The following is a 17,184-nucleotide window of genomic DNA, read 5'->3' as shown; positions in this document are numbered from 1 at the left end:
GGGTCCTACAGCGGCGGCAGATCCACCTCGGTCTCGAGTCGCTGCTCGGCGGCGGTCACCCGAAACACCGGGTGACCGTCGCCGAACACTTTCACCAGCCCGTCCAGCGCCTGCTGCCGGGCCGCCTCGTCGCCGCCGGTGAGCGCCAGGTTCCAGGCGCAGGCCGCGGTGTCCGGATGGTCGGCGCCGCGGACCGCGCGGGACCGGCGCAGCGTGTCGGCGGCCAGTTCGCGGGCCTGCTGGGCCTCGCCGGCCGCGGCGAGATCGGCGGCGAGCCCGTTGGCGCAGCTCAGCGTGAACGGGTGATCCGATCCGACACTGCGCCGCAGACCGCTCAGCACCTCCTGGTCGATGGTCCGCGCCTCGGTGGTCCGGCCGGACGCCCGGACCACCCCGGCCAGCCCGGCCGACGCGACCAGGGTGAACGGGTGCTCGTCGCCGAGCACCGCGTGGTACCTGATGACGGCGCGTTCCAGCAGCTCGTGGGCTGCGTCGAGGTCGCCGTCGGCGAGGGCGCAGTTGGCGGCCGACACCGCCGCCGCCAGGGTGTCCACGCTCAGATCACCGAACCGCTGCCGGTAGACGGCCAGGTTCGCCTCGGCCAGGGCACGGGCCGCCGGATCGCCACGGCGGCGGGCGACCATCGCGGCGCACCGCCCGGCCCACAGCGCGAACGGGTGGTCGTCGTCTCCGGGGCAGGCCGCCAGCACCTCGGCCGCCCCGGCGTAGTCGCCCAGCCCGAACAGGTCGAAACCCAGCTCGGCACGGGACGCCACGATCTCCGGGTGCCCGTCCACGAAGATCGCCTGCCGGTGCCGCAGCACCTGCTCGTCGAGGGTCCGCGCGCCCCGGAAGTCGCCGAGCAGCCGCAGGTCGGCGGCGAGGTTGTTGGCGCAGCGCAGCGCGGTCGGGTAGCTCTCCCCGAAGAGACGCCGGTAGCGCACCAGGTTGTCGGCGTCGAGCTGCCGGGCCTGCCCGAAGTGGCCCTGCATCCGCAGGTCGCCGCCGACACTGTTGGCGGTGGCCAGGGTCGCCTCGTCGTCGGCGCCGACCACCTCCCGCTGGGTGCGCAGGGTCTGCAGGTTCAGGCTCCGGGCGTCGGCGTTGCGGCCGACCGCCCGCAACGCGTTGGCCAGGTGGAACGAGGCCAGCAGGGTCTGCTCGGCGGACTCGCCCAGGGCGTCGCGCCAGCGGGCCACCGCCGAGCTCGCCAGGTCGCGGCTGGAGTCGTAGTCGCCGCGGGCGTAGTGGAACCGGATGCAGTTGATCACCAGCTGGCGGACCTCCTCGGCGTCGCCGCCGAGCAGATCGGAGTGGATCAGGTGCGGGGCCAGCTCGGTGTACCGGTACCAGCCGGCCGGGTCGTCGGGGTCGCCCGGGTCGGCGGCGGCCAGCATGCCCCGCACCGTCCGCAGCAGCTCCGCGTGCCGTTCCGAGCTGAGCTCCTGACCGAACATGCCCCGGATCAGCGGGTGCACGGTGAGCCGCTCGCCGGCCGGGTCCAGCTCGGCCAGGCCGTACCGCCCGATCCGGCGCATCGCGGCCCGCAACCGGCGCTCCACCCGGACGGTCCGGGCCAGCTCCGGATCCAGCGGCAGGGTCCGCGCCGCCCACAGCAGCCGCCACGAGATCGGGGCGCTGGCCAGGAACGTGCACAGCTCCAGCAGCACCCGGTCGGCCGGGGAGTCGGCGCCGAGCGCCTCCGCGGCCAGGCCCCACGCCACCCGGACCGGGGTCGGGAACGCCAGCTCGCCGGAGCGGCGCTCGAAGTCCGCCAGGTAACCGGCGACCGGGCGGCCGGTGGCGTCGCGGACCGCGGCGGCCAGGTCGAGGGCCATCGGCACGTCGCCCAGCCGCTCGGCGAGCCGCTCGGCGTCGCCGATGGACAGCTCGGGCGCACGGGACCGCAGCAGGTCCACGCTGTCCGCCCGGTCGAAGACCGGCACCGGCAGCGACTGCGCGACCTCGGCGGTCCATCGTGGGTTGCGGCTGGTCACCAGCACGTGCCCGGCGCCGGACGGCAGGTAGGGGGTGATGTCCTCGGGACGGTTCGCGTTCTCGAAGACGACCAGCCAGTTGCGGAACGGCTCGCCGCGGCTCAGCGCGTCGCGGACGGCGCCGAGGGTCCGGTTGAGATCACGGGCCTCGGGCAGGCCGAGCCGCTGGGCCAGACCCGCGAGCGCCGCACGGGTTCCCGCGGTCTGTTCGGCGGGTATCCACCAGATCAAGTCGTACGATGCGGCATGGCGGTGGGCGTACTCCACCGCCAGCTGGGTACGCCCGGTGCCGCCGAGCTGATGCTCAGGGCTCGGCAGCAGCACCACCGGGCCGTTGCCGAGCATGTCGCGCACCCGCGCCAGGAGGTCCTCTCGGCCTGCGAAGCGCGGGTTGCGCGGCGGCACACCACCACGGATCGGCATGCCGATTACCGTACGTGGAACGTTGGCCACAGAAAAGGAGGCCCGGTGACGGACGAGAGCGGCACGACCACTCTGGAGCTGGACGGGGAGATCGACATCCTCACCGTCGAGCAGGTTCGGGTGGCGCTGGGCGAGGCCGTCGCCGCCCGGCCCCGGCGCATCGTGGTGAACATGGCGGGGGTGTCGTTCATCGACTCGACCGGGCTGGGCGCGCTGATCTCCGGTTTCCAGCGCGCCCGTGACCAGGGGATCGGCTTCCAGCTGGCGCATCCGTCCGCTCAGGTGCGGCAGATCCTGGTGCTGAGCGGTCTCCTGGAGGTCGTCCCGGTCACGCCGTGACGAGTCTCAAAGGCAGGCGCTTGCCGGCATAGAGCATCAGGCTCAGGATCGCCCCGAGGATCGCCAGCCCGCCGGCCACGTACCAGGCCAGGTCGTAGTCGCCGAACCGATCCCGGACCAGGCCGGCGGCGGTCGCGGCGGCCGCCGCGCCGAACTGGTGCGAGGCGAAGACCCAGCCGAAGACGATCGGCCCGGCCGCGCCGAAGTACTCCCGGCACAGCGTCACGGTCGGCGGCACGGTGGCCACCCAGTCCAGCCCGTAGAACAGGATGAAGATCAGCATGCTGGGGTGCGCGGTGGCCGCGAACAGCGACGGCAGCACCAGCAGCGACAGCCCGCGCAGCACGTAGTAGGCGCCGAGCAGGAGCCGGCTGTCCACCCGGTCGGTCAGCCAGCCGGAGGCGATGGTGCCGACCACGTCGAAGACGCCGACCAGCGCGAGCAGGGTCGCCGCGGTGGTCGGCGGCATCCCGTGATCGTGCGCGGCCGGGATGAAATGCGTCCCGACCAGCCCGTTCGTCGTCGCCCCGCAGATCGCGAACCCGCCCGCGAGCAGCCAGAACGCCCTGGTCCTCGCGGCGTCGCGGAGCGCGCGCAGGGCGTTTGCGGCCGCGCCCCCGGCCGGCTTCGCCGGCGCCTCGATCTCGGTGCCTCCGAGGGCCGGCACGTTCAGGTCCGCCGGGTGGTCGCGGAGGCGCCAGAAGATGAGGGGTACGACGGCGAGCGCGGCCACCGACACCGTGAGCGCCGCCGTCCGCCAGCCGTCCGACTCCACGATCCGGGACAGCACCGGCAGGAAGATCAGGTTGCCGGTCGCCCCGGCCGCGGTCAGCACCCCGGTGACCAGACCGCGGTGCTTGACGAACCAGCGCCCGGTGATCGTCGCGACGAAGCCCAGCGCGAGCGAGCCGGTGCCGAGCCCGACCAGCACCCCCCAGCAGAGCACGAGTTGCCAGCTCTCGGTCATCCACAGGGTGAGCCCGGAGCCGGCCGAGACCAGCAGCAGCGCGCCCATCGCGACCCGGCGGACGCCGAACTTGTTCATCAGGGCCGCGGCGAACGGCGCGGTCAGGCCGTAGAGCAGCAGGTTGACCGAGACGGCGGCGGAGATGGTACCGAGCGACCAGCCGAACTCGTCGTGCAGCGGCTGGAGCATGACGGAGGGGGTGGCCCGGAAGCCGGCGGCGCCGAGCAGGGCGATGAAGGCGACCGCGGCGACGAGCCAGGCGGGATGCATGCGTCTCACACCTTCTGATCCTGGTGCGTGCGGGGACCGCGAGCGAGTGGCCGGGAGGCCATCATGCGCAAGAATCGGGCCATGGAGAAGCATCGGATCGCGATCCTCGTCCTGGACGGTCTCGTCCCGTTCGATCTCGGCACCCCCACGCAGGTGTTCCTCTCGGCGCGGGACGAGAGCGGGCAGCGGCTCTACCGGGTCAAGGTCTGCGGGACCGGCCCGGTCCACGCCGAGTCCGGTTTCACCCTGACCCCCGACCACGACCTGTCCGAGCTCGGCCGGGCGGACACGGTGATCGTTCCGGGGATCCACCAGGGCGGCCCGGTCACCGACGGCACCCTGCCCGGCGAGGTGCGGGACGCGCTGGTGGCCGCCGCCGCACGGGGCGCCCGGATCGTCTCCATCTGCACCGGGGCGTCGGTGCTGGCCGCGGCCGGGCTGCTGGACGGGCGGCCGGCTGCCACCCACTGGGCCTGGGCACCCGTCATCGGTGGCCTCTATCCCCAGGTCAAATGGGATTTCGACGTGCTCTTCGTGGACGACGGCGACATCCTCACCTCGGCCGGGGTCGGCGCCGGGGTCGATCTCTGCCTGCACATCGTGCGCTCCGACCACGGTGCGGCGGTCGCCAACCGGACGGCCCGGCGCTGCGTGGTCCCACCGTGGCGGGACGGCGGCCAGGCGCAGTACATCGAGCGGCCGGTGCCGGCCGCCGACGGCGCGGGCACCGAGCCGACCCGGGCGTGGGTGCTCGACCGGCTGGCCGAGCCGGTCACCCTGGAGGAGATGGCCGGGCACGCCCGGATGAGCGTGCGGACGTTCACCAGGCACTTCCGGGACGAGACCGGGCTCAGCCCTCGGCAGTGGCTGCTGCGCCAGCGCGTCGAGCACGCCCGGATCCTGCTCGAGTCGACCGACCTGGCGGTGGAGGCGGTGGCCCGGCGGGCGGGGCTGGGCAGCGCGACCGCCCTGCGCCAGCACATGCACGCGACCATCGGGGTGGCGCCTACGGCGTACCGCCGCACCTTCCGCCATTGATCTTCCCCTGGCTCAGATCGGGGCGGATTCGTCCGATGGATCACTGAGATCTCTTTTCCGCCCCCGGCCGAGGATTCCATGGACCAGACCTTCCGCCCGCTGCTCGACGCCCTCAAGCAGATCGGCGTGGACGCTGACGCGGTCGACCGGGCGGCCGCGGAGGCCCAGCGCAGTGGCCGATCGATCCGCGCTGTCCTGATCAACGACCAGGTCGTCACCGAGGAGCAGCTCACCCAGGCGGCCGCGGCCGCGTTCGGGTTCAACACCCTGGACCTGGTCGGGTTCACCCCCGATCCGACCGCCCTGAAACGGATCCCGCTGCCGGTCGTGCTCCGGCACCGGGTCCTCGGCCTGGCCATCAACGGCGACGAGCTGGTGGTCGGGGTGACCGACCCGGCCGACGTGGTGGCGCTGGACGACGTGCGCGCGGCCACCGGCATGACCATCCGGCCGGTGGTGGTGGCCCGCGGCGAGGTCCGCCGGATCATCGAACGGCTCCAGCGCGAGGGCGCCGACCTGGCCGACCTGGCCGACGAGTCGGGCGCCGACCAGGCCGGCATGTCGGCGCAGGCCACCAGCGCCGACGACGCCCCGATCGTGCGGTACGTGAACAGCCTGATCGAGCAGGCGGTCATGAACCGCGCCTCCGACCTGCACCTGGAGCCGACCGAGGACGACATGCGGGTCCGGTACCGGATCGACGGCGTGCTGCACGAGGTGGACCTGGTCCCGCGCGGCGTGATGGCGGCGCTGATCTCCCGCATCAAGATCATGTCCGGGGTCGACATCACCGAGAAGCGGATCCCGCAGAACGGCCGGATCACCGCCATGATCCGGGACCGTACGGTCGACCTGCGTACCGCCACCCTGCCCACGGTCTGGGGCGAGAAGATCGTGCTCCGCGTCCTGGACACCGGCGGCATCGACCTCGACCTGGCCAAACTCGGCTTCACCGAGCACAACCTGCAGCGGTTCAGCGCCTCGTTCAGCAAGCCGCACGGGATGGTGCTGGTGACCGGCCCGACCGGTTCCGGCAAGTCGACCACGCTGTACGCCACCCTCGGCAAGATCAGTCGGCCGGAGGTCAACGTGATCACGGTCGAGGACCCGGTCGAGTACCGGCTGCGCGGCATCAACCAGGTGCAGGTCAACGCGAAGGCCGGGCTCACCTTCGCGGCGGTTCTGCCGGCGATTCTGCGTACCGACCCGGATGTGGTCCTGATCGGTGAGATCCGGGACGGCAACACCGCGCAGATCGCCGTCGAGGCCGCCCTCACCGGCCACCTCCTGCTCTCCACGCTGCACACCAACGACGCCCCCGGCGCGGTCACCCGTCTCACCGAGATGGGCATCGAGCCGTTCCTGGTCGGCTCGTCGCTGGACTGCGTGCTCGCCCAGCGGCTGGCCAGGCGGATCTGCGACTGGTGCAAGGAGCCGTACCACCCGACCGAGGAGGAGATCCTCGGCGCCAACTGGCCGCTGCAGGACCTGCCCTTCCCGGACGTGCTCTACAAGCCGGTGGGCTGCCGTAACTGCGCGAACACCGGTTACAAGGGCCGGATCGCGGTGCACGAGGTGATGCCGGTGAGCCCGGAGATCGAGACGCTGACGATCAAACGGGCCTCGGCCGGTGAGATCCGCGAGGTCGCCCTCGCCCAGGGGATGTACGACCTGCGCACCGACGGCCTGGTCAAAGCCGTCGGCGGGCTCACCTCGCTGCGGGAGGTCTCCCGGATCGCGGTGTGACTGCACCGGTACGGCTACCAGCGCACCGGTTCCGCTACTAAATCCGTTCCCCGCGATGCCGAATCAACAAGCGTCGGAGAGAAACACACCGAAAAGCCGGGGAGAGCAGATGGACACGCTCCAGCACGACGTACGCGAGGCGGGCTCCGCCGGTACCGCGGACGATCTGGACGTGCTCGACCAGCTGCTGGTGACCCTGGTCGAGTCGGGCGGCTCCGACCTGCACCTGACGGTCGGCTCCCCGCCGATGATGCGGGTGCACGGCGCGCTGCGGCCGGTGCCCGGTTACGGCAAGCTGAACACCTCCGACACCGAGCTGCTGGCCCGCGCGGCCGTCACCCCCGCGCAGTGGGAGACGTTCCTCGTCGAGCAGGAGATGGACTTCGCGCACAGCATCGTCGGCGTCTCCCGGTTCCGCGGGAACCTCTACCGGCAGCGCACCTCGTGCGGGGCGGTCTTCCGGTCGATCCCGCACAAGATCAAGCCGCTGGACGAGCTGGGCATGCCGGAGTCGGTGTCCCGTTTCGCCCACCTGCCGCGTGGTCTGGTGCTGGTGACCGGCCCGACCGGCTCCGGCAAGACCACCACCCTCGCGTCCCTGCTCGACCTGGCCAACCGCAGCCGCGCCGACCACATCATCACCATCGAGGACCCGATCGAGTTCCTCCACCCGCACAAGCGCTGCGTGGTGAACCAGCGTGAGGTCGGCTCGGACACCGGGACCTTCGCCACGGCGCTCAAGCACGCGCTGCGGCAGGACCCGGACATCATCCTGGTCGGCGAGCTGCGGGACCTGGAGACCACGGCCACGGCGCTGACCGCGGCCGAGACCGGTCACCTGGTGATGGCGACCCTGCACACGCAGAGCGCCACCCAGACCATCGACCGGGTCATCGACATCTTCCCGCCGCACCAGCAGCTGCAGATCCGCGCCCAGCTGGCCGCCAGCCTGCAGGGCGTGATCACGCAGGCGCTGGCTCCGACAGCCGACGGAAAGGGGCGTGCGGTGATCTGCGAGATCCTCACCTGCACCCCGGCGATCCGCAGCCTCATCCGGGAGGGCAAGACCCACCAGATCCCGTCCTTCATGCAGGCCGGCGGCAGCGAGGGCATGCTCGCCTTCGACCAGCACCTGGCCGAGAAGATCCGGGACGGCAAGGTCGACATGGCGACCGCGCTGGAGATCTGCCACTCGGCCGAGGAACTCAAGCGCCTCGTTGGCCGGGTGTGATCCGATGGCCACCACCAAGACCTTCCACTACGAGGCGCTCGACGCCACGGGCAAGAAGACCAAGGGGACCATCGAGGCCCCCAACGAGGCCGCCGCCACCCACATGCTGCGGACCCAGGGCTCGGTGCCGCTCGGCGTCATCGAGTCCGGGCAGGGCCTCCAGCGCGACATCAAGATCCCCGGGCTGGGGAACCGTGTCAAGCTGAAGGACCTGGCCGTCTTCGCACGGCAGTTCGCCACGATGACCGCTTCCGGCATGTCGCTGCTGCGGTCGCTGTCGATCCTGGAGGAGCAGACCTCCTCGGCGCCGCTGAAGAAGGCGATCGCCGAGGTGCGCACCGACGTGGCCGGCGGTGGCGGGCTCTCGGCGTCGATGGCCAAGCACGACCGGGTCTTCCCGCGCCTGATGATCGCCATGATCCGGGCCGGTGAGACCGGCGGCATGATCGACCAGGCCCTGGAGCAGATCTCCGAGAGCCTGGAGAAGGACACCGCGCTCCGCGGCAAGATCAAGGGCGCGCTCACCTATCCGGCGATCGTGCTGGGCTTCACCTTCGTCATGATCGCCGGTGTCCTGATCTACATCGTCCCGATCTTCGAGGCGATGTTCAAAAGTCTCGGCGGCGAACTGCCGGCGATCACCCAGTTCCTGGTCACCACCAGCCACAACATGGGCTGGATCGGGCCGCTGGTGATCGGCGTCAGCGTCACCGTCAGCGTGCTCTACAAACGGCAGATACGCGTCAGTGAGCAGTTCCGGCTCCGGGTCGACAAGATCAAGATCGGTCTGCCGGTCTTCGGTCCGCTGCTCCGCAAGCTCGCCATGAGCCGGTTCTCCCGCAACCTCGGCCTGCTCCTGAACGTCGGCGTTCCGGTCATGCAGGCGCTCTCCGTGGTCGGCGAGACCACCGGCAACGAGGTCATCAACGCCGCCATGAAGGACGTCCAGGCGACGGTCCGGGACGGCAACCCGATGTCCTCGGCACTCCGTAACCACCCGATCTTCCCCGCGATGGTCACTCAGATGATCGAAGTGGGCGAGGAAAGCGGTCAGATCAGTCAGATGCTCGACAAGGTTGCCGACTTCTACGACCGGGAGGTCGACGAAGCCGCCGAGTCACTGACCGCCTCGATCGAACCCATCATGGTGCTCGTCATGGGCACCGTGGTCGGCGGCATGGTCATCTGCCTTTACCTGCCGATGTTCACGATCTACCAGAACATCCAGGGCTGACGGTCCGCGACGACGCACCGCCACCCTTCCCGGCCGACTCCCGACGGCCGTAGCACCACCCGGGCGCCCGAGCCCGGTCACCCATCCCCGCACCACCCCTATGCCCATGGAGGCAACCCGAATGCGTATGCAGGACATCATCGCCCGACTCCGCGCCGGCAAGAAGAACGACGAGGGCTTCACCCTGATCGAGCTTCTGGTCGTGGTCGTCATCATCGGCGTCCTGGTCGCGATCGCTGTGCCGGTGTACCTGAACTACCGGCAGGGTGCTGCCGACAAGTCGGCTCAGTCGGACGTGCGCGGCGCCATCAGCGCCATCGAGCAGTTCTACACCGAGAACGGCAACAAGTACCCGACCACCAAGCTGACCGAGGACAACGCGGACGGCAACAAGCCGTCGCTGAAGATGTCGACCGCCGCGGACGCCAAGGTGATCACCCTGTCCGACAAGACCGAGCTCACCTACGTTCCCGGCACCGGCGCGGACCTCGGCACCTACAAGATCTGCGCGACCAACTCCGGTGGCAGCGGCAAGGTCTACCTGTACGACAGCAAGGCCGGCGGCTCGGTCAAGGAGGCCGCGGCCGGTGTGAAGGTCGACAACTGCGCGGTCTGACATACGGCTCTCGGGTGGCGCCGCTCCCGGCGCCACCCGAACCCATCCCCTGACGAACCCGAGGAGGAGCCCACCGTGCCCGAAGCCCTGCTGATCGGCATCGTGGCCCTCCTCGGGCTCGCCATCGGCTCCTTCCTGAACGTCGTGATCCACCGGGTGCCCCGCGACGAGTCGCTGGTCGCACCCGGTTCGCACTGCCCGGAGTGCGGCAACCCGGTCCGGGCCCGGCACAACGTGCCGGTGCTCGGCTGGCTGATGCTGCGCGGCCGGTGCGCCGACTGCGGCACCCGGATCAGCGCCCGCTACCCGTTGGTCGAGGCCGGCACCGCGATCCTCTTCGCGGCCGTCGCGGCCCGCTTCGGCTGGTCCTGGGAACTGCCGGCCTACCTCTACCTGGCCGCGATCGCGATCGCCCTGGCGATGATCGACCTGGACGTGATGCGGCTTCCCGACAAGATCGTGCTTCCCTCGTACGGCGTCGCGGCCGCCCTGCTCGTCCCGGTCTCGCTGACCGCCGGCGACCCGGCCGACCTGCTCCGCGGCCTGACCGCCGCCGTCGTCCTCTACGTGCTCTACCGGGTGCTCGCCGTCTGGGGCATGGGCGGCGGAGACGTGAAGCTGGCCCCGCTGCTCGGCTTCTACCTCGGCTGGCTCGGCTGGAGCGCGGTCGCGGTCGGCGCCTTCGCCGGATTCCTGCTCGGCGGTCTGGTCGGCGGCGCTCTCCTGGCGTCGAAGCCGGCGAGCCGCAAGAGCCGGATTCCGTTCGGCCCGTACATGCTGGCCGGCGCCTTCCTGGCGGTCTTCGCCGCCGCGCCGCTCGCCGACTGGTACACCAACTTGCTACTTCCCGCCACTTAAGCGCCGACGTCAACTACCGATCAAGAACAGGCGGATCCCGCCTGCGCGGGCACACTCGTAGAGGAAGGAAACCGATGGCTGGCTCACCGCCGATCGGGCTCGACATCGGCTCGTCCTCCATCCGGGCGGTCGAGGTCCGGCGCAACAAGGACGACTACACACTGATCAACTTCGGCCAGTTCCCGCTCGAGGCGGGCACCGTGGTCGCCGGCGTGGTGCAGCACCCGGGCGCCGTCACCGCCGCCCTCAAGCAGCTCTGGACGGCCAGCAAGTTCGGCACCAAGCGGGTCCGCCTGGCGGTCACCAACCCGCAGCTGGTGGTCCGCGAGACGTCGATCGCCAACCTGCCGGCCAGCCAGATGCGCCAGGCCCTGCCGTTCCAGGTCAAGGAGCAGCTCCCGCTCGCGGTCGAACGCTCGCTGCTGGACTTCTACCCGCTCGAGCAGCCCGGTGACAGCCCGACCGTCCGCGGCCTGCTGATCGCCATGCCCAAGGAAGCGGTCCTCACCCTGGTTCAGGCCGTCGAGAAGGCCGGCCTCAAGGTCTCCGGCGTCGACCTCGCCTCGTTCGCCATGCTGCGTGCCGCCTCCCGGCTGGACGCCCAGGTCGAGGCGATCGTCGACATCGGCGCCAACATCACCAGCGTGGTGGTGCACGCGGACGGCGAGCCGCTGTTCGTGCGTACCCTGCCCCGCGGCGGCACCGAGATCACCGAGAACATCGCCACCCGGCTGGGCCTGCCGGCCATCGAGGCCGAGGCGCTGAAGTGCCGGTACGGCCTGCACGGCGACGGCAACCCGGACACCGTGGCGGCCCTGGTCGACGCGGTCCGCCCGCTCGCCAGCGAGCTGCGCAGCTCGTTCACCTACCTGGCCTCCGGCGAGCGGCAGAAGCAGGTCACCCGGATCTCGCTGTGCGGCGGCAGCGCTCTCATGCCCGGCCTCGCCGAGCACCTGCAGGAGCAGCTCGGCGTCGCGGTGATGTACGCCGACAGCGCCGCCCGTCTCCGCGACACCCGCAAGGCCCGGGAACGCGGTTTCGACAGTTTCGTGCCATCGGCCGCGGTGTCGATCGGCCTCACCCTCGGAGCGGCCTGATGACCACCACCGCCCTGATGCCCGTGGATCCCTCGGTGTCGCCGCAACAGGCGGCCCGGATCCTCACCATCCGCGCCGACCTGCTGCCCCCGGAGATCCGGGACGGCCGGCGGGCCGTGCGGACCCGCTCGTTGATCGTGTTCCTGCTGGTCGCCACGCTGGGCGCGCTCGGCGCCTGGTACTGGCAGGCGACGGTCGCCAAGCAGGACGCCGAGGAGACGTACAACGAGACGTTCGCGACGCTCACCGACATCCGCGCCGCGCAGAAGACCAAGGAGCTGAAGGCGCTGGTCCAGTACCAGGACGGCGACGAGGCGCTGAGCGCCGAGCTGACCTCGGTCCTCGCCAAGGACCTCTCCTGGACCAACCTGATCAACCTGCTCGGCGACCGCGCCACCGACACCAGGGTGTCCCTCTCCGAGATGAGCGCCTCGCTCATCGAGACGGGCGCCGAGACCACCGACACCAGCAAGATCGGCGAGCTGACCCTCACCGGTTCCGCCGAGAACAAGAAGGTCGTCGCGGACTTCGTCAACGAGCTGGGCGAACTGGAGGACCTCGCGAACCCGTTCGTGACGAGCGTGACCACCGAGGCCGACGGCGTCTCGTTCACCCTCTCCGTCACGATCACCGACAAGGCGCTCTGCGGGCGCTTCGCCAAGAGCTGCCCGAGCGGAGGCAAGTGATGAGGAACGCACGCCGGATCGACCAGCTCTGGCTCTTCGGCGGCCTGGCCCTGGTGATCGTGTTCGTGCTGGGCGGCTGGTTCATGGTGATCAAGCCGCAGCACACCGCCCGCGACACCGTCAACTCGGACATCGCCGACACCGAGGTCCAACTGGCCACCGAACGCAAGAAGCTGGCTGAGCTCAAGGCGGACCAGAAGAAGGTGGCCTCCTACAAGGCCGCCCTGGTCAGTGCGCAGAAGGCTCTGCCGTACGGGACGACGACCAACAAGATCCCGGAGTTCCTCAAGCAGCTGCAGACCCTCGGCGCCACGTACCAGGTCGAGGTCAGCGGGTACGGCGCCTCGGCGCCGCAGGTCTCCGAGACCGTGCCGACCGTCACCGAACTGCCGATGACCCTGAACGTCGAGGGCAAGGTCGAGAACATCACCCGCTTCCTGAAACACCTGCAGACCGTGCAGCCCCGGGCCGTCCTGATCGAGAACGCGCGGCTCGCCACCGGCGACGCCGGCTGGGACCTGTCGCTGTCCCTCACCGCCTTCATCACCTCGACCGAGACCATGACCGTCGGCTCGTGACCCGTACCCCTCGGCTCGTGACCCGTACCCCTCGGCTCGTGACCCGTACCCCGAAAGCCCCTGCTCCGTTCGGAGCGGGGGCTTCTCGGTTCTCCAGCGCAACCGGACAGCAACCGGACGGCACTGATGGCCCCGCCGTCCCCGCCGATCGTCAGGACGTCCACGAGAAGGGAACCCCCATGAACCAGAACCTGATCCTGATCGCTGACGACGACAACGACGTGCGTGACATGCTCACCGTCTCGCTGGAGGCGGCCGGCTACCGGGCGCTCGGCGCCAAGGACGGCAACACCGCCGCCCGCATCCTCACCGTCGCGAAGCCGATCGGGATGATCACCGACGTGCGGATGCCGGCCATGAACGGCATGGAGCTGTGCCAGCTGGCCCGGACGAACCCGGAGATCCGTGACATGGCGATCCTGATGGTCTCCGGCAACGGCCACGCCTACGACGTCGACGCCGGCCTGGAGGCGGGCGCCGACGGTTACGTCACCAAGCCGCTCACCCCGAAGGCCGTGGTCGCCAGGCTTCAGGAGGTCATCGGGCAGCGGAAGCCGGGCGGGCGCTCCTGATCCGTACCGCCGCCGGGACACAGCGGATCGCTGTGCGATTCCTATGTATCCGCGCCAACCTCTCGCATTCCCCCGAAACCATCGATATCGTTACGCACGGTCCGCGCCGTTCCCCCCGTAGCGGCGCGGGCCACCCATCACCCGTGCGCTCTTCCGCAGCCGCAGCCTCACTCCCCTGAGTGACGGGAATCTTACTTTGCGTCATCGACGGTGGTCCCTGGATACTTGAGGCCCCGCTTTGAGGTGACCCGGATGACGTTTCCTGAGACGCTGACCCGCCTTCGCGAGGCGCACGGCCTCAACAAGAAACAACTGGCCCGGCTGATCGGCTTCGACCCGTCCTATGTCAGTCACATGGAGAGCGGCCGCCATCGCCCGACCTACGAGTTCGCCGTCCGGGCCGACACGGTCCTGCACGCCGAGGGCACACTGGTCTCCGCGTTCCTCGGCACCGCCGACGACCCGGCGGCCGCGGTTCCCGCCGACCGCCGGTCCCTGCCCGGCATCTCACCGGGCCTGGTGGTCCATCACGAACGGGCCGAGCTGTCCCGCAACGACAGCGGCTTCTATCTGATCGCCATCCAGCGAGAGATCCACAACAGCTCGCAGCAGCCGGTGACCCGGTTCCCGGTGCACATCGAGGTCGACGTCTATCCGGCCGACCCGCGCCGCTCCCGGCTCTTCTACCGGGACAACCCGGTCACCCTGGACGAGCTCGACTTCCGCGCCGCCTTCAACGGCGAGCCGACCCGCTGGGACCTGGTCCGCGACCGAGACGCGTACAAGAAACTGCATGTCCGCTTCGAACCGCACGGCATGCTCACGCCGCTCTACCCCGGCGAGTCCGCCATGATCGAGACCCGGTACCGAGTGCCCTGCACGAAATGGGGCGACTGGTTCGAGCGCGAGATCCGCTGGCCCACCGAGCACCTGTCCGTCTCGATCGGCTTCCCGGAGCGCCTCGGCGTCCGGCTGACCGCCCACGAGGTGACCTGGGGCGGCGACCGCGCCCTGCCGACCCGCATCGTCTCCCGCGTCGCCGGCGGCATGCGCTACTACGACTGGAGCACCACCCGCCCCGCCCTCACCAACCAGTACCGCTTCGCCTGGCAACTCGGCTCCCGCCAGTCCGCCGCCTCGGAGTAAAGCATAGGTGTCGCCCCGGTCCACCCCGCTTCTAGTCGAGGCTGACCGCTCTCAGGCTGGTCCTCGTTGCCGTGTAGATGAACGGCCCGGGCTTCGTCAGTAGTTGCGTGATGGCGCGCCACTGAATCATGACGATCTCGAGCTGTTCGAACGTACCGCGAGCATCGGGCCCCGAGAGGGCAACCATCCGTGCGCCGCTCTCGCGGACGGCGATGATCTCCCCTCGGTGCTCCTGGATGCGCCGATCACGGGTGATGATCAGCCACCGGTTCTGTGCCGCGACAGGGATCCATTCAGTGTCCTTCGCGGCTGGGGTGAGAACCGGACACGGCGGGCGCTCCCGCTTGTGGATCACTATTCCTGGATCGCCCGGAAACGTCACATCCGGGCGAAGCGCAGCCAGTACGTGGGCGAGACCGAGGAGATCGGCATCCAGGTAGAAGCTGACCTCGGCCGGCTTGACCCGGCTCACGCTGCCTTTTGGGCGCTCTGCGCGTTCTCGTACGCCAGCGCCCACCTCACGTCAGCGACATCAAGCCGGTAGATTTCGGCGATCGTCTCGACATCCTCGCCGACATCGCTCTGCTCCCAGATCACTTCGGTGCTGATGCCCTTGATCGACGGCTTACCGAAGCGCACGTCCGGGTCTATGCGAACAGGTGACAACGGATTGTGGTCCGGCCGGTAGGCAACCGGCACGTCGCCATCCCATTCGACTCGCTGGACGAACGCCTCGCCCGGCGGAGTCAGCATCGTCTGATCATTGATGACCGACACGAGATAGAACTCGACGCCCAGCTTGGCCGACGTCTGAGCGTCATAGACCAGGTTGCGGCCGGAAACGAGCGGTCGGCGATCAGCCAGCGGGTACGGGACGCCGAACCGCTCGCGTAGCTCGTCGATGAACTTCCGCAGCTCGGTCATCTGGACGTTGAGGTTGCGGTAAGCGCTGAGCCAGCCGGCCTCGACGAACTCTGCCCAGGTGACCACGCGACGACCCAGTGGTTCCTGCCTGATGATCGGCTTGTAGGACTTGCCGCGACGGGTTCCGCCTTCGAGCCAGTAGTGCAGCGTTGACTGCGGAACCCCGAGCAGCCTCGCAGCCAGGGCTTCTGTGTACATCTCTCGGTCCAGGACGCTAGCCACGCGACCATCCTCGCATCACGGTCTCGGCGGCGCGCTCCGTCGTTCAGGCGTCATGCGGTCAGAGATCTCCACGGGCGCGGCGCGTGCTGGACTGCGGCCGCACGCGTCAACTTGTCCAGGAAGGCCGCCCTGAAGCGTGCCGGCATCTCACCGGAGATGGACCTACGGCACACCGGGAGCACCTGGTCGGCACAGAACGGTGCCACACTCCGCGATCTGATGGCTGGATGGGCCACTCCTGCACTCGGGCAGCCCTGATCTATCAGCACGCCGACCGGGAACGTGATCAAGCCATCGCCGGCGCCCTGGACACGTTGATCATCGAGGCTCGGAAGCAGGCCGAGCAGTGATCTGACACGGATCCGGCACAAACGAAAACGCCCGGACCGAAGCCCGGGCGTTTTGCAAGGGTGGAGCTGAGGGGACTCGAACCCCATTACCGCTCCTGGTTGGCAGGTCGTCATGCCGCCTGACCTGCTGATACACGCTTGATCTTCCCAATCCTTTCTAAACCTTCCCCGCTGGATTCCCCTACGGTTTCCCCTACCGCCCCTGCAGGTCGTCATCCATCTGGCGACCGTAGACGGCCCGTACGACATCGTGCCCCGCCCTGTGGACAACCACGGGGCGGGGCGCTTCGTCGTGTCCGGGGTCAGGACGACATCAGCTCGATGGCCGTCGCCTTGATCACGATCTTCGCCTTCGACGACGTGGTCTGCACCAGCTCCGTCTTGATGTCGTAACGCGAGTCGGTGATCTCGAAGTTGCCGATCACCGGCCCGTCCTCGACCCCGCTCATCTCGTACGTCACCCGCCACACCGACCCGGTCGGCACTCGTGCGCCTTCCCACCCCAGATCGATCTCGACCTCGAGGTTGCAGCCAGCCGAGCCGTAGCACTTCTTGCTGAGAATCTTCGGGGTCAGCTTCACCGCCGACAGCGGCGGCGTCGCAACCGGCGCCGGGTCGGTCGCGGTCGGCGCAACCGGGGTGGTGACGGTCGGCTCGAGCACGACCGCGGCGGCCTGCTCGGCGCGGGACGGCTCTCGGTCGCCGAGCATCAGGAACACCGCGACGCCCGCTGTCACGACGGCCATGGCGGCCAGCCCGATCCACAGCCACAACCGGGACCGCGGTGCCGGCGGTGGCGAGCCGACGGGCGGATACGGCGTCTGGGGATACGAGGGTGGCGGGTAGGACACGTTCGGCTCCCGGGCGGCATTGGGGTGGCGGTGTGCCGT

Annotated in this window: 18 protein-coding genes; 13 read left to right on the top strand and 5 right to left on the bottom strand. The window is 69.7% G+C overall.

The annotated features are described in order from the left end of the window. Window positions 1–5: 5 nt before the first annotated feature. Window positions 6–2,420, bottom strand: coding sequence for an FxSxx-COOH system tetratricopeptide repeat protein (fxsT, locus tag Aut01nite_RS05735; protein ID WP_043521963.1), 2,415 nt, complete (start codon window positions 2,418–2,420; stop codon window positions 6–8). Between the two features lie 45 nt (window positions 2,421–2,465). On the opposite strand from fxsT, the gene Aut01nite_RS05730 reads away from it, so the two are divergent. After that, entirely contained in the window at window positions 2,466–2,759 is a 294-nt protein-coding gene (locus Aut01nite_RS05730; protein ID WP_043521964.1) for an STAS domain-containing protein, read from the top strand. Here the strand turns inward: Aut01nite_RS05730 and Aut01nite_RS05725 are convergent. Further along, window positions 2,749–3,996 carry an MFS transporter gene (locus tag Aut01nite_RS05725; protein WP_043521965.1) on the bottom strand — a complete coding sequence of 416 codons (1,248 nt, stop codon included), beginning with the start codon at window positions 3,994–3,996 and terminating at the stop codon, window positions 2,749–2,751. The genes Aut01nite_RS05730 and Aut01nite_RS05725 overlap by 11 nt on opposite strands. A gap of 63 nt (window positions 3,997–4,059) precedes the next feature. On the opposite strand from Aut01nite_RS05725, the gene Aut01nite_RS05720 reads away from it, so the two are divergent. From Aut01nite_RS05720 to Aut01nite_RS05670, 11 genes are all read left to right on the top strand, one after another. Then, window positions 4,060–5,034: a GlxA family transcriptional regulator gene (locus Aut01nite_RS05720; protein WP_043521967.1), complete on the top strand. Its 975-nt coding sequence runs from the start codon at window positions 4,060–4,062 to the stop codon at window positions 5,032–5,034. A gap of 78 nt (window positions 5,035–5,112) precedes the next feature. Beyond that, window positions 5,113–6,780, top strand: coding sequence for a GspE/PulE family protein (locus Aut01nite_RS05715; RefSeq protein ID WP_043521968.1), 1,668 nt, complete (start codon window positions 5,113–5,115; stop codon window positions 6,778–6,780). Between the two features lie 109 nt (window positions 6,781–6,889). Continuing rightward, entirely contained in the window at window positions 6,890–8,011 is a 1,122-nt protein-coding gene (locus tag Aut01nite_RS05710; RefSeq protein WP_043521969.1) for a type IV pilus twitching motility protein PilT, read from the top strand. A 4-nt stretch (window positions 8,012–8,015) separates the two neighbouring features. After that, window positions 8,016–9,245, top strand: coding sequence for a type II secretion system F family protein (locus Aut01nite_RS05705; RefSeq protein WP_043521971.1), 1,230 nt, complete (start codon window positions 8,016–8,018; stop codon window positions 9,243–9,245). 127 nt (window positions 9,246–9,372) lie between these two features. Next, window positions 9,373–9,861: a type II secretion system protein gene (locus Aut01nite_RS05700; protein WP_043521973.1), complete on the top strand. Its 489-nt coding sequence runs from the start codon at window positions 9,373–9,375 to the stop codon at window positions 9,859–9,861. Between the two features lie 75 nt (window positions 9,862–9,936). After that, a complete protein-coding gene (locus Aut01nite_RS05695) occupies window positions 9,937–10,719 on the top strand; it encodes a prepilin peptidase (protein WP_043521975.1) in 783 nt (260 codons plus the stop codon). 74 nt (window positions 10,720–10,793) lie between these two features. Next, entirely contained in the window at window positions 10,794–11,816 is a 1,023-nt protein-coding gene (gene pilM / locus Aut01nite_RS05690) for a type IV pilus assembly protein PilM (protein WP_043521977.1), read from the top strand. After that, window positions 11,816–12,502: a PilN domain-containing protein gene (locus Aut01nite_RS05685; RefSeq protein WP_043521978.1), complete on the top strand. Its 687-nt coding sequence runs from the start codon at window positions 11,816–11,818 to the stop codon at window positions 12,500–12,502. Before pilM ends, Aut01nite_RS05685 begins: the two co-directional genes overlap by 1 nt. Next, window positions 12,502–13,080 (top strand): type 4a pilus biogenesis protein PilO, encoded by a 579-nt coding sequence (locus Aut01nite_RS05680; RefSeq protein ID WP_043521980.1) that lies wholly within the window; start codon window positions 12,502–12,504, stop codon window positions 13,078–13,080. The genes Aut01nite_RS05685 and Aut01nite_RS05680 overlap by 1 nt, the downstream gene beginning before the upstream one ends. A 179-nt stretch (window positions 13,081–13,259) precedes the next feature. Further along, a complete protein-coding gene (locus Aut01nite_RS05675; RefSeq protein ID WP_043521981.1) occupies window positions 13,260–13,652 on the top strand; it encodes a response regulator in 393 nt (130 codons plus the stop codon). 252 nt (window positions 13,653–13,904) lie between these two features. Beyond that, the gene (locus tag Aut01nite_RS05670; RefSeq protein WP_063958707.1) at window positions 13,905–14,798 is read left to right on the top strand and encodes a helix-turn-helix domain-containing protein; all 894 of its coding nucleotides are present in this window, start codon (window positions 13,905–13,907) and stop codon (window positions 14,796–14,798) included. Window positions 14,799–14,829: 31 nt separating this feature from the next. Here Aut01nite_RS05670 and Aut01nite_RS05665 read toward each other — a convergent pair whose 3' ends face one another. Continuing rightward, window positions 14,830–15,270 carry a PIN-like domain-containing protein gene (locus Aut01nite_RS05665; RefSeq protein WP_043521985.1) on the bottom strand — a complete coding sequence of 147 codons (441 nt, stop codon included), beginning with the start codon at window positions 15,268–15,270 and terminating at the stop codon, window positions 14,830–14,832. Next, window positions 15,267–15,944, bottom strand: a complete 678-nt coding sequence (locus Aut01nite_RS05660) for a DUF433 domain-containing protein (RefSeq protein ID WP_052163130.1) — start codon at window positions 15,942–15,944, stop codon at window positions 15,267–15,269. The genes Aut01nite_RS05665 and Aut01nite_RS05660 overlap by 4 nt, the downstream gene beginning before the upstream one ends. A 227-nt stretch (window positions 15,945–16,171) precedes the next feature. On the opposite strand from Aut01nite_RS05660, the gene Aut01nite_RS05655 reads away from it, so the two are divergent. Continuing rightward, the gene (locus Aut01nite_RS05655; protein ID WP_043521987.1) at window positions 16,172–16,294 is read left to right on the top strand and encodes a hypothetical protein; all 123 of its coding nucleotides are present in this window, start codon (window positions 16,172–16,174) and stop codon (window positions 16,292–16,294) included. A 302-nt stretch (window positions 16,295–16,596) separates the two neighbouring features. Here the strand turns inward: Aut01nite_RS05655 and Aut01nite_RS05650 are convergent, their stop codons facing one another. After that, window positions 16,597–17,040 (bottom strand): hypothetical protein, encoded by a 444-nt coding sequence (locus tag Aut01nite_RS05650; protein ID WP_043521989.1) that lies wholly within the window; start codon window positions 17,038–17,040, stop codon window positions 16,597–16,599. Between the last annotated feature and the right edge of the window lie 144 nt (window positions 17,041–17,184).

It is taken from the genome of Actinoplanes utahensis (assembly GCF_016862455.1).
In the GTDB taxonomy this organism is placed as follows: Bacteria; Actinomycetota; Actinomycetes; order Mycobacteriales; family Micromonosporaceae; genus Actinoplanes; species Actinoplanes utahensis.
Note: the sequence above shows the minus strand (reverse complement) of the source record. Positions and strands in the feature narration are given on the sequence as shown.